The sequence below is a fragment of the Gordonia insulae genome, from assembly GCF_003855095.1.
Taxonomy (GTDB): Bacteria; Actinomycetota; Actinomycetes; order Mycobacteriales; family Mycobacteriaceae; genus Gordonia; species Gordonia insulae.
In genome coordinates this window covers 3,969,176-3,981,750 of the sequence record NZ_CP033972.1, presented here as the reverse complement: position 1 = coordinate 3,981,750, position 12,575 = coordinate 3,969,176, and the positions used below count along the sequence as shown (strand labels likewise).

At 66.6% G+C, this 12,575-nt stretch carries 9 protein-coding genes and 1 tRNA gene; 6 read left to right on the top strand and 4 right to left on the bottom strand.

All coding sequences use genetic code 11. The features are described from left to right. Positions 1-215 precede the first annotated feature (215 nt). Positions 216-371: a DUF6131 family protein gene (locus D7316_RS27190; protein WP_164473813.1), complete on the top strand. Its 156-nt coding sequence runs from the start codon at positions 216-218 to the stop codon at positions 369-371. Between the two features lie 65 nt (positions 372-436). On the opposite strand, the gene D7316_RS18080 is transcribed toward D7316_RS27190, so the two are convergent. After that, positions 437-1,420, bottom strand: a complete 984-nt coding sequence (locus D7316_RS18080) for a TauD/TfdA dioxygenase family protein (RefSeq protein ID WP_124709486.1) — start codon at positions 1,418-1,420, stop codon at positions 437-439. A 93-nt stretch (positions 1,421-1,513) separates the two neighbouring features. Beyond that, on the bottom strand, positions 1,514-3,853 hold the full coding sequence (locus tag D7316_RS18075) for a sulfatase-like hydrolase/transferase (RefSeq protein WP_124709485.1): 2,340 nt from the start codon (positions 3,851-3,853) through the stop codon (positions 1,514-1,516). Between the two features lie 222 nt (positions 3,854-4,075). Between D7316_RS18075 and D7316_RS18070 the strand changes: the two genes are divergently transcribed. The 4 genes from D7316_RS18070 to D7316_RS18055 are packed head-to-tail and all read left to right on the top strand — an operon-like array spanning position 4,076 to position 9,295. Continuing rightward, complete coding sequence (locus tag D7316_RS18070) at positions 4,076-5,695, top strand: ABC transporter substrate-binding protein (RefSeq protein ID WP_232016961.1); 1,620 nt, start codon at positions 4,076-4,078, stop codon at positions 5,693-5,695. Further along, positions 5,695-6,651: an ABC transporter permease gene (locus D7316_RS18065; RefSeq protein ID WP_124709484.1), complete on the top strand. Its 957-nt coding sequence runs from the start codon at positions 5,695-5,697 to the stop codon at positions 6,649-6,651. The genes D7316_RS18070 and D7316_RS18065 overlap by 1 nt, the downstream gene beginning before the upstream one ends. Next, the gene (locus tag D7316_RS18060; protein WP_124709483.1) at positions 6,651-7,598 is read left to right on the top strand and encodes an ABC transporter permease; all 948 of its coding nucleotides are present in this window, start codon (positions 6,651-6,653) and stop codon (positions 7,596-7,598) included. The genes D7316_RS18065 and D7316_RS18060 overlap by 1 nt, the downstream gene beginning before the upstream one ends. Then, positions 7,598-9,295 (top strand): dipeptide ABC transporter ATP-binding protein, encoded by a 1,698-nt coding sequence (locus D7316_RS18055; protein ID WP_124709482.1) that lies wholly within the window; start codon positions 7,598-7,600, stop codon positions 9,293-9,295. The genes D7316_RS18060 and D7316_RS18055 overlap by 1 nt, the downstream gene beginning before the upstream one ends. 528 nt (positions 9,296-9,823) lie before the next feature. On the opposite strand, the gene D7316_RS18050 is transcribed toward D7316_RS18055, so the two are convergent. Together D7316_RS18050 and D7316_RS18045 are read right to left on the bottom strand one after the other, a co-directional pair. Next, the gene (locus D7316_RS18050; protein ID WP_124709481.1) at positions 9,824-10,657 is read right to left on the bottom strand and encodes an SDR family NAD(P)-dependent oxidoreductase; all 834 of its coding nucleotides are present in this window, start codon (positions 10,655-10,657) and stop codon (positions 9,824-9,826) included. Between the two features lie 161 nt (positions 10,658-10,818). Continuing rightward, positions 10,819-10,901 (bottom strand) — tRNA-Leu (locus D7316_RS18045). 305 nt (positions 10,902-11,206) lie between these two features. Between D7316_RS18045 and D7316_RS18040 the strand changes: the two genes are divergently transcribed. Next, the gene (locus D7316_RS18040; RefSeq protein ID WP_124709480.1) at positions 11,207-12,412 is read left to right on the top strand and encodes a DUF3662 and FHA domain-containing protein; all 1,206 of its coding nucleotides are present in this window, start codon (positions 11,207-11,209) and stop codon (positions 12,410-12,412) included. Positions 12,413-12,575 lie beyond the last annotated feature (163 nt).

Sequence of the window (12,575 nt, the reverse complement as noted above, 5' to 3'; positions counted from 1 at the left end):
GATTTCGTGTGAACCTACTTGAAGTTGCGTTCAGGTTCAAGTGTCCGGGTGCGCGGACGCGAGCTTGGGGAAGGTGGAAGTCGGCGGGCGTCGGGGTTTGCCTAGGACCACAAAGTGATCAAGAAATCGCTTGTTGCGTCGCGGTCGGACTAGGCTGACACCGAAGGCACTTGCAGCAGCGTCGAGTGCGGGCTCGCTATTGCGGGGAGGCACACATGATAATTCTCGGACTCGTCCTATTGGTGCTCGGCTTCATCTTCGGTATCCCGATCCTGTGGACCCTGGGCATCATCCTGCTCGTCATCGGTGCGATCCTGGCGATCCTCGGTGCAACCGGACGCGCAGTGGGCGGTCGCGCGCACTACTACTGAGTACGCACGCCGCCCACCACGTTGAGACCCTCGGGACAATTGAGACCCTCAGGACAATAGGGCCGTCAGGCCGCGAACACCTGGATTCGGCTCGGCTCCTCGACCACTGAGTAGTGCGAGGCGTCGCCCTGCAGGATCTGGCTCCTTTCACCGCGCACGTCGACCGGCACATCGCCGGCCAGCGTGATGCGGTGAAGGGAGCGTTTCTGGTTGCCGTAGTCGGCGATGCCGTAATGCTGGGTGGCACGGTTGTCCCAGATCGCGACGTCACCGAGACGCCAGTTCCACCGGAAGGTGTTCTCGAGCTTGATGATCCGTGACTGAAGCAGCTCGTACAGGCTCGCGAATTCCGACGACTTGAGGCCGCGGAACTCCTTCGCGAAGTGTCCGAGCAGCAGGCTGCGCTCGCCGGTCTCCGGATGGACCCGGACAACCGGATGCAGCGTCTGGTACTCGGTGCTGGTGAACTCCTGGTAGTGCTCCGCCTTGTCGGCGACATCCACGCCACCGGTCGGCTCCTTCAGCCCGACGTAGTCGTAGAGGTTGCTGTGGGTGGCCCACAGCTCCTCGGTCAACGCCCGCAGCGGTTTCGGCAGTTGTTCATACGCCGCGACAGTCGACGCCCATGTCGTCGCGCCGCCGTACTGCGGCAGGGTGACCGCACGCAGGATCGACGCCTTCGGGATGCGGTCGACGAACGTGACGTCGGTGTGCCAGCTGTTCGCGGCGCCCTCGATGGTCAGCAACTGGGAGCCGCGCGACGTGACCGTGGGGTGCGGGGCAGTCGGATCGCCGAGCAATTCCGCGAATGCGTACTGCGCATCGTCGTCGAGGTGCTGCTGATCGCTGAAGACCACCACCTTGTTGGTGACCAGCGCCAGGCGGATCGCCTCCACCTGTTCGGCCGGCAGGTCGCCGCCGAGGCGCACCTTGCCGATCTTCGCGCCGATGTGCTCGCCCAGTTTGTCGACGGTGATGCCGGCGTTGCGGTAGACCTGCTGCGCGCGGGCCTCCCGATCGGCTCGCTGCTCGATCTGCGCCAATGTCATTGGCCAATCCTTTCTGTTCTCTTCATTCCATTGCCCCACGATTGCGTGCGGCAATCGAGACTTGTGCTCACGCTGATCCGGAGAAGCCGTGGGTCAGTCCGCGTGATGTTCAGCGCTCTCGTCGATGGCACGCCGTACCGATGCCGGCACCCGGATCGGCCCCGGCCGGTAGGTCACCGATCGCAGCGACGGCCCGAAGCGGAACACTCCTCGTCGCTCGCGTAGCTCCGGATCGACCGGCCCCCGGGCGTCGAGTCCCACCGATATGCCCGTCCAGGGCGCCATGCCGATCAGCTGGAACTGGTCGGGCAGCTTCGCGATCACCGCGGCCTGTCCGTCGACGGTGGCCTCGACCGTGAAGTCCCAGCGGACCGTCGGGGTCGCCACCGCACGCAGGGTGACGTCGGTTGTTCCGGGCGCGAGTGGCGCCGACACGCGGGCGAATCTGCCATAACTGTTGACGACGAGATGTAGGGATGCGTCCTCGATGTAGAGCAGGTAGCCGCCTTGCGGATCACCGTGCGCGACAAGAACTCCCTCGTCCTCGCTGCTCCAGCCGTCGAGCTCGACCTCGACGTCGAAGTCCCGGTAGGCGATCAGACGGCTCGATCGGTAGCGCTCGAGAGTGGGCGTACCGGCGAGCAGCCGCACCGGTTCGCTCAGCCGCTCCTCGGCTGGTCGTCGTCGCACCTGGTCGGCCGGTGAGTCGTAGAGGGGGAACACGGTGTTGCGCCAGGCCGCGTCCTCCCATGCCTGCGCGAGTTCGGCGACGCGATCGGGATGCTCCGCGGCGAGGTCGGTGGTCTCCGCCGGGTCCGCGGTGACGTCGTACAGCTCCCACCGCGGGTCGTCGACCTGCGCCGGATCGGTGTGCAGTGAGACCAGTTTCCATCCGTCGCGGTAGAAGCCGCGATGTCCGCCGAACTCGGCGTACTGCTCGATGTGTGCCGAGCTCGCCGCGCCGTCGAGCAGGAAGGGCGCGCTGCTGACGCCGTCGCGGTCCTGGGCCGGCCGGCCGAGTCGCTCCGTCGGCGTCGAGATGCCCGCGAGGTCAAGGAGGGTGGGTGTCACGTCGGTGACGTAGGAGTACTGACGACGGATGCCGTTGTCCTCGGCGGCGCGCGGCAGGCCGGCGGGCCACGAGATGACGAACGGCACGCGCACGCCGCCGGCGAACGTCTGTCCCTTGTAGAAGCGGAACGGCGTGTTCGAGGCCTGCCCCCAACCGCGTGGGTAGTGGACGCCGAGCGCGGACGATCCAATGAGCTCCTCGTCGTGCGGGACGTCGCGCTCCCAGTCCGGTGGCACGGGTCCGTGCACGAACTGGCTGAAGTACGAGCGTGTCCCGACCGGGCCACCCTCGGCCGTTCCGCCGTTGTCTGAGGTGAACACGATGATCGTGTTGTCGAGTTCACCCAGTTCGGTCAACGTGTCGACGATGCGGCCCACGCTCTGGTCGACGCTGTCGACCATTGCCGCGTACACCTCCTGGTAGCGCTGGTAGCGCTGCTTCTCGTCGTCCGTCAGTGACTCCCACGGGGGTGCGTCGTAGCCGGGTTCGGTGTTGCGTTCGGCGATGGGCGTGCCCGGATCGAAGAGCCCGTCCTGCACCTGGCGCCGGAAGCGGTTCTGTCGGATGGTGTCCCACCCGTCGGCGTACCGGCCGCGGTACTTCGCCAGATCGGTGTCCTTCACCTGGTGCGGGCCGTGCATCGCGATGTGCGCGTAGTACAGGAAGAACGGCTTCTCGCGATCCTGCGCCCGCAACGACTTGATCTGCCGGATGGCGCGATCGGTGAGATCGTCGGTGACGTAGTAGTCGTCGGGATACTCGTCGACGTCGACGACGGAGTTGTCGGCGATCAGCTGGTTGGGGTGGAAGAACGAGTTGAGCCCCTCGAGTGATCCGTAGTAGCTGTCGAACCCGCGCTGGAGCGGCCACGAGTCCCGGCTGCGGCCCGGGCCCATGTTCGCGTCACGGACCAGATGCCATTTCCCGACAGCGTATGTGGCGTAACCACTCTCGCGCAGGATCTCCGGCAGCGTGAGCACATCGTCGGCGAGTTCGAGGCGCAGACCCGGGAATCCGGGGTCGGAGTTGGCCACGCTGCCGTAACCCGCACGATGAGGGCTGAGACCGGTCAGCAACGCGGCGCGCGCCGGCGAGCACACCGGGGTGGTGTGATAGTTGCTCAACCGCAGCCCGCGCGCGGCGAGCGCGTCGATGTTCGGGGTGTCGATCTCCGCGCCGAACGGCCCGATGTCCGAGTAGCCCATGTCGTCGATGAGGACAACCACGATGTTCGGCGCGCCCTGCGGGGCGGTGCGCTCGGCCGGCCACCACGGCTCCGACACCGACGAGGTACGGCCGACGGTCCCACCGAAATCCGCGTAACCGCGTGCATGGTCGGGTGGGCTGTCGAACTTCGGCATGGGCTTGTACCTTTCGTCGCTTTCCGGCGCATCGCGACACCGGGCTGGGTGATCGCGCTGGTGACACCGTGCGTCACAGCACCTTTCAGACATCACAGCGGCCTGTCAAGGGTTTCGCCGACGCCCTTCACAAACCCCCTCTCGGCTTGGCGATCGGCCGTTTCTCTGCCCACAGTGGTGACCTGGGACGGCCGTCCGATGTGACGCCCGACCCCTCAGCCGATGCGCAAGAAAGAGTTCCCCACCATGCCCCGTCGACGTACCCGCACCCTGCGCGCACTCACCCTGGCGCTTGCCGCCGTACTCCTCGTGGCCGGGTGTCAGTCGGCGATCGCGCAGCAGCAGGATTCCGCCACCCGGTCACTCGCCCCCGGCCAGGCCGCGCCGCAGGGCGGCGATCTGCGCGTCGGCGTGCTCGGCGACATGTCGCCGAAGACGTTCCTGCAGATCGGTACCGGCAACCTGGCCGGTCAGGTGGTCAGCAATGTGTTCGACACGCTGATCCGCTATTCCCGCGACGATCTCACCGTCCGCCCGTCCCTGGCCACCGGGTGGCGCCTGGCGCCAGACGGTCTCTCCCTCACCCTCGACCTGCGCTCCGACGTCCGTTTCCACAACGGCAAACCGTTCGTGTCGTCGGACGTCGAGCAATCCCTCAAGGCCTACCTGTCCGGCCCGTGGACGCCCCAGTTCAAGCGGACCGCAGCCGCGATCACCTCCTATGACACCGGGGATCCGCACCGGGTGGTGTTGCGCTTCGCACACCCACTCAGCAACATCTTCGACCTCCTCGACTCCGCGCCCATCCTGGATGCACAGACACTGCCTGCGCTGAAGGCGGGTAAGGCCTACGTCGGTACCGGTCCGTTCAGATTCGATTCCTGGCAACCCAATTCGTCGCTGCGTCTGGTGCGCAACGATTCCTACTGGGGAGGTCGGCCGAATCTCGACGCGGTGACCTTCGCGATCATTCGCGACCAGCAGTCGCTCTACACCCGGCTCCGCACCGGCCAGATCGACGTGGCCTACGGACTCAACTACCACGACCAGCAATTGGCCACACAACGTTACGGGTTCAAGGACGTGACGTTCACCGGTGCCGAGGCGCAGGAGTACGTCGGCATCAACGTGACCAATCCGGCGCTGTCCGACGTGCGCCTGCGACGCGCGATCGCGTATGCGATCGACCGTCCACGGATCATCAACGACGTCTTCCGCCAGAGCGGCTACGTGGTGAACCTGCCGTGGCCGAAGTGGTCCCCGGCCTACGACGCGGGCGCCAACTCGACGTACCGGCGTGACGTCGAGAAGGCGAAGGCCCTCGTCGCCGAACACGGGCCGGTTCCGCCGATCCCGCTGGACTACTCGACCCAGGGGGTGGACCGGGTGGTGGCCGAGATCGTGCAGTCCAATCTCAAGGACGTCGGCATCCCGGTGACCCTCATCCCCAACGACCAGACCCAGCAGGCGTCGAAGCTCATCGGCGGCAAGTTCGAGGGAATCTGGCTGTTGCAGCACGCTTTCGCCCAGTTCACCCCGTCGACCCTGGCGGTGTCGGCGTACCCGTTCAACGCGGCCAAGAACTCGTCGAACTACATCAACCCGGACTACGCCGCCGCCGCGACCGCGGCGTGGACGGTGGCCGACGGATCGTCACCGGCTGCGCTCGCCGCCTATCAGAAGCTTGACGACATCTGGCTGCGCGACCTGTTCCTCGTGGAGATCGGGGTGGTGTTCCAGAAGATCGCGACGTCCAGCTCGGTCGGCAACGTCGACTGGGATCGCCGCAACCAACTGCACCTCAAGGACACCTACCTCGACACCAGCGGACGGAACTCGTAATGCTCGGCTATCTGATCAGACGGATCCCGACCGCCCTCATCGTGCTGGCGGTCGCATCGATCCTCATCTTCTCGATCCTGCGACTGATCCCCGGCGGCCCGGAGGCGGCACTCGCCGGCCCCGACGCCTCGCCTGACCAGCTCGCCGCGATCCGCCACGACCTCGGCCTGGATCGTCCCTTCCTGGTGCAGTACTTCGCCTGGCTGGGTGGGATTCTCACGTTGAACTTCGGGCAGAGCTATCAGGTGGGCGGTGCCATCAGCGACCTCATCGGGTACGGGCTGATCAACACCGTGGTGCTGACCCTGTCCGCACTGGTGATCGCGGTGGCCCTGGCACTCACGTTGAGCCTGGCCGCGACGATCTCCGAGAACCGGTGGGTACACGCCGTTCTCGTCGGCATCAACGCGGTCGCCATCGCGATCCCCACCTTCGTCATCGGCACAGTGCTGATCCTGGTGTTCGGTGTCCAGCTCCGGTGGTTGCCTGCGGGTGGCACACCACCCGGCGGCTACACGGAGAACCTGCAGTTCAGCCTCCAATACCTCCTGCTGCCCGCGTTGACGCTCGGCCTCCCGGCCGGTGCGGTGCTCGCCCGGTTCCTGACCGAGGCGCTGCACACCGAGCTGCGTCAGCCGTACGCGGTCACCGCGCGGTCACTCGGCGTGCCCCGACGCACGATCGTGGTGCGCAACGCGCTGCGTAATGCATTGCCACCCACTCTGACCGCACTCGGTCTCGTCATCGGTGGCCTGCTGGGTGGCGCCATCCTGGTGGAGTCCATCTTCGGCTGGCCGGGCCTCGGTCTGCTGACCGAGGAGGGCATCTTCGCCCGCGACTATCCCCTCGTCCAGGTGCTGGTGCTGCTGTCGGTGACGGTGTTCGTCGTCCTCCAGTTGGCCGCCGACGTCCTGCACGCGTGGCTCGACCCCCGAATCCGATTGGCAGGCCAGTGATGTCCACACACACGACCACGACGTCGTCGACGACCTCCGATCCCCTCGCCGCCACTTTCGGCGTCGACCCCGTGCCGGACGTCGAACCCGGTCTGCTCCCGGAGTTCCCGGCGGACAAGGACGGCGCCCGCACACGGCCACCGCTGTGGCACAGCCTCTTCCGCGGGTCCGGCCTGGTCGGCACGGTTCTCGTCGCGGTCGTCGTACTGCTCGGGGTGTTCGGCCCGCTGCTGACCGCCTTCGGGCCGGACCAGCAGATCGACGGCGCCTACCTGCTACCTCCGAGCGGGGAACACTGGCTCGGCACCGACGATCTGAACCGCGACCTGCTCACCCGCGTGCTGTACGGAATCCGGATCGACCTGCTGATCATCTTCACCGCGGTTCCGATCGGCGCCATACTCGGCATCGCTGCCGGTCTCGCCACCGTCACCCACCCCTGGAGTGACGTCGTGGCTCAGCGGACCTTCGACGTGATCCTCGCGTTCCCCGCGCTGCTGTTGGGGATCGCGCTCACCGCGGTCCTGTCCCCCGGCACGCAGACCATCGTCATCGTGATCGCGCTCGCGGAGATACCGATCTTCGGGCGACTCACCCGGACGTCGGTCCTCAAGGTTCGCGAGATGCCCTACGTGGAGGCGGCACGGGTCTCGGGTGCCACCACGACACATGTTTTGCTCCGGCATGTACTGCCGAACTCCGTCGAGGCCCTGGGTGTCCAGTTCGCGCTGTCGCTCTCGCTCGCGGTCTTCGTCGAGGGCGCGATGAGCTACCTGGGGATCGGCGTCGTGCCGCCCACCCCCTCGCTCGGTGCCATCCTGGCCGCCGGCAACGGATACCTGGAGACCAACCCGTGGTTCTCCCTCGGACCGCTCGTGGTGATCTCGGCCCTGGTCCTCGGCTTCTACCTGATCGCACAGTCCATCTCACGAACCCGGAGGCAGTGATGTCCGCACCAGCCGATCCGACCGCTGCCGACCCCGACGTCGAGGCCTCCGGCGTCCCGGCGCTGGAGGTCACCGACCTACGGGTCACCTTCGACTATCCGCGTCCGGCCGTCGCCGGGATCAGCCTGCGTGTGGACCGCGGACAGATCCTCGCACTCGTGGGCGAATCCGGTTCGGGCAAGACGATGACCGCGCGGGCGGCGATCGGCCTGCTCCCCGAGACCGCGGCGGCGTCGGGCTCGGTGAAGGTCGACGGCGTCGAGGTGCTGAACAGATCGGAGAAGGAACTCAACGCCGTGCGCGGCACCCGCGTGGCGATGATCTTCCAGGAACCGCAGACGGCCCTCAATCCGGTGCAGACCGTCGGGTGGCAACTCCGCCAGGCCCTGCGGACCCACAAACGGTTGTCCCGGCGTGCCGCCCAGGAGCGGGCGATCGAACTCCTGCGCCTCGTCGAGATCCCGGATCCGCAGACCCGCGTCGGGTACTACCCACATCAGCTGTCCGGCGGGCAGAAGCAGCGGGTCGTGATCGCACTCGCGCTCGCGAATGACCCGGTGCTGCTGCTCGCGGACGAGCCGACGACCGCGCTGGACGTCTCTGTGCAACGGGAGATCCTCGATCTCCTGCTGCGGCTGCGGGAGCGCACCGACGCCGGAATCCTCCTCATCACCCACAATCTCGGTGTCGTGGCCGACATCGCCGATCGGGTCGTCGTGGTCCAACTCGGCGAGGTGATCGAGCGCGGCGACGTGTTCGACATCTTCGCGAATCCGACCCAGCCCTACACGCGGCAACTGCTGGCGGCGGTCCCCACGTTGCCGTCGCCGGGGGCCGGCACCGCCGTCGCGACGGTCAACGAACCCGAGCCCGACACCGCCGTTGTCCGTGTCGACGACATCACCGTCCGGTACCCGGGGAGATTCGGCAACGCCCCGCACACCGCGCTGTCGAAGGTGGCGCTGACCGTGCACCCCGGCGAGGTCGTCGGCGTGGTCGGCGAATCCGGTTCGGGCAAGACGACATTGGGGCGAACGATCGGCGGCCTGATCACCCCGACGTCGGGCCGGATCCTGCTGGACGGCAAGGATCTCGCAGCGGTGTCCCGCAAAGAGCTCAGGGCGCTGCGGCGCTCCATCGCCTTCGTGCCGCAGGACCCCACGGCGTCGCTGGATCCACGCTTCACCGTCGCGGAGTCGGTCCGCGAGCCGCTGGAGATCCATCGGATCGGCACCCGCGACGAGCAGAACTCCCGTGTCGCCGATCTGCTCGACGCCGTGCAGTTGCCGCGGTCGTTCGCCGCCCGGCTGCCACACGAACTCTCCGGCGGGCAGCGCCAACGCGTCGCGCTCGCGCGCGCACTCGCCGTCGATCCGAAGCTCCTGATCGCCGACGAGCCGACCAGTGCCCTCGATGTCTCCGTGCAGGCACGAGTCCTGGAACTCTTCGCCCGGTTGCAGCGCGACCTCGGGTTCGCGGCGCTGTTCATCAGCCACGACCTCGCCGTGGTGGAACGGGTCGCCGACCGCGTCGCGGTCCTTCGGGACGGGCTGCTGGTGGAGACCGGCGATGCACGCACAGTGCTGACGGCGCCCGCAGACGAGTACACCCGCGCGCTGCTGGCGGCGGTCCCCTACCCCGATCCGGTCCGGCAGCGAGCCGGTCGGGTCGCGGTCGTCGGCGCATCTGCGGGCTGATTCGGCGAGCTGATGTAATTCGTTTGCAGCACTAAAGAATTGGGGTGTAACGAACCGCTTCCCTCCGACGATGCAACCGGCGGGCGATCGTGAGTTCTCCGACGATCGTGGGTCATCCGGTTGAAGCAAGAGCGTCGACCCGTCAGTGTGATCTGGATTACACTGATGTCTTCGATGCGTCAGATGTCGGAGGGAGGTGTTCCCTATGTTGTTGATGATCGCAGAACTTGTGTCCGGCATCCTCAAAGCCGTCGGAAACTTCCTCTGGTAAGCGCGGATTGCCGTTGCGCGAACGCTCGACCTCACCCCGACTCGCCACTCGTGCGAGATCACCCGCCTCCGTCCGGACACAGCTCGACCAGTTTGTCTCCGACGGAGTGCCCCTGTACTTCTCCTTCGTGAGCAACGCCGCTCGTGGTTGGCGGAGGCCGCGTCATCCCGCTGTGCCACCGTCGACAGTGCGGGGTCAAGCCATCCCGGTGTGAGGTCGAGCGTTCCGCGTGCGCGGGTGTCGGATCCGAGCGCGCGTCAGGTCAGTGACGCGATCGCCTTGTCCGCCGCAGTGGGTGCGAAGTAGTCGATCGCCGGTAGCAGCGCGCGCAGCGCTGCCGGCGCCACCGCGGTCGGTTGATGGGTGACCGCACGCAGAATCCATCGGCCGGCCTCGTCCGCGCTCAGCGCGTGGACCCCGTCGTATTCGGCTGTGGGAGCGATCATCTCGGTGCGCACCAACGGGTAGTAGACGTTGGTCGCGCGTACGTCCGCATGAGGTTTCTCGGCGTTCAGGCTGCGCCCGAAGATGGCCAGCGCATTCTTGGACGCGGCGTACGCGGAGAACCGTGGGAACGTGTTGGCCATCAGCCCCCAGGTGCAGATGTTGACGATCTGGCCGCGCCCGCGCTCGACCATGCCCGGCAGCAGACCCAGTGTGAGCTGTACTGCGGCAAAGTAATTGAGCTGCATGGTGCGCTGGTAATCGTGCAGCCGGTCGGCGGAGTCGAGAACGGAACGTCGGATCGAGTGTCCGGCGTTGTTCACGAGCACATCGACTTCACGCCCGGCGAGATCCTCCAGCAAGTCGGCGATCGCATCCTCATCGGACAGGTCGCAGACGCGGTACTCGCATCCGGTCTCCGCCGCGAGAGAGCGCAACTCGGACTCGCGCCGCGCGATGGCGATGACCGTCGCCCCGCGCCCGGTGAGCTGCCGGGTGGCCTGGCGGCCGATGCCCGCGGATGCGCCGGTGATCAGGATGGTGAGCCCGGTGACGTCGCGACCGCGGCCCGACACCGCGTTCTCGACGACGGGCGGCAGCAGGGTGCGACGCTGCATCAGATCCATGATGGTGTTGGTCGCGGACATAGACGGCATCGGACTCCTCGGTGGTCGGGCACCGGCACGGTACCAAGCCGTGGATGGTGCATCGGGAATCCGGCCACGCCGTCGACCGGGGAACAGGGTCGACCGGTGAACAGAAAAGCCCCGACCATCGGCCGGGGCTTCTTCGTTGTTCAGTTACTCGGTGGGCGAAGGGGGACTTGAACCCCCACGTCCCGAAGGACACTGGCACCTGAAGCCAGCGCGTCTGCCATTCCGCCACTCGCCCGTGGCTGTCTGCATCTGCATGAGACTGGAAGACGATAGCAAGTCGTGCCGTCCGAAGTAAAACCCACTCGGGCGGCCACCCACCGCCCGCCGTCCGGTACGCGATCGAAGAAGCGAGAACAGCAGGTCAGACACTCCGACACGGGTAGCATTGCCGGCACGACATCGCAGGTGAGTGATGTTGCGCGTGGTGCTGCATTGACATCATCCCCTGCCGAATGGGCATGTTCGGTACCATCTATCAAGGCCATACGCACGGCGACACGCCAAGAGCCGTGTGCACCAAGCCGCGAAGGGAGGTCGCCGGTGGGAATTCTGCAGCGTATCGAACGCAAACTCGAAGGAGCCGTCGACGATGGCTTCGCACGTGTCTTCGGGGGCGAGGTCGCACCCAAGGAGATCGAGAACGGTCTGCAACGAGAGGCCGAGCAGGCGCTCGAGGATCTCGGTGACGGCGCAATTCTCGCTCCCAACAGCTATACGTTGTTGTTCAGCCCCACCGATTACGACCACATCGCGGCGGAGTACGAGCTGAATCGCAAGACGTTCTCCAAACACCTGGAGAACTTCATCTCGGACAACGGCTGGCAGACATATGGGCGGGTCGTCGTAGAGTTCGAACAGTCGCCGTCGTTGCACACCGGGATGTTCCGCACCCGCGGCGCGGTGAACCCGGACGCCACGCCCCGGCCGGCCGCGCCCGGACCGCAACGACCACATGAGCAGCACCCACAAAGTGCACAACGACAAGTAGGAGCCCCAGAGATGACCAATAACCCCAGATACGACCAGCGCAGGGGCACCGACCCGGCGTACGACCAGGGTGGCCAGCAGGGTGGGTACGACTACCAGCAGGCCGGCTACGACCGCGGTCAGCCCGCCGCAGCGCCCGCCGGACAGCCGGCGTACGACCAGGGCTACGCACAGCCGGGGTACGGACAGCCCGGTTACGGCCAGCAGGGGTACGACCAGGGCTACCAGGGCGGCTACGACCAGCAGGGCTATGCACAGCCCGGGTACGACCAGGGTTACCAGGGCGGGTACGACCAACAGGGATACGCCCAGCAGGGGTACGAGCAGGGCTACCCGCAGGGCGGCTACGAGCAGCAGGGCTATGCACAGCAGCCCGGCTACGACTACCAGCAGGGCTACGCCCAGCAGCCCGGCTACGGCTACGGGCAGGGCGGCTACGACCAGGGTTACGGACGGCCGGGTGGCTACGCTCCCGCGTCGATCACCTTGCTCCTCGAGGACGGCAGCAACCGCACCTTCCAGCTGCGTGACGGATCGAACATCATCGGCCGTGGGCAGGACGCCCAGTTCCGTCTCCCGGACACCGGCGTCTCCCGCCGGCACGTGGAGATCCGCTGGGACGGCACCACCGCGATGCTCACCGATCTGAACTCGACCAACGGCACCACGGTCAACGACCTGCAGGTCAGCAGCTGGGAGCTCGCCGACGGCGACCGTATCCGCGTCGGCCACTCGGACATCACCGTTCGGTTCCAGTAGTCCAGGGTCATCCGCCCGGTCTCCCATGTCGGGGCCGGGCGTTGATACTGAACTGTCACATCTCAATGCCGGGGAACGCACGGTCTGCCCATAAGATGCAGTCGGGTCCGTTTCTACGACCGGCGCATGGGGTGGAACATGGCGGGCTGCGAGACGTGATGGC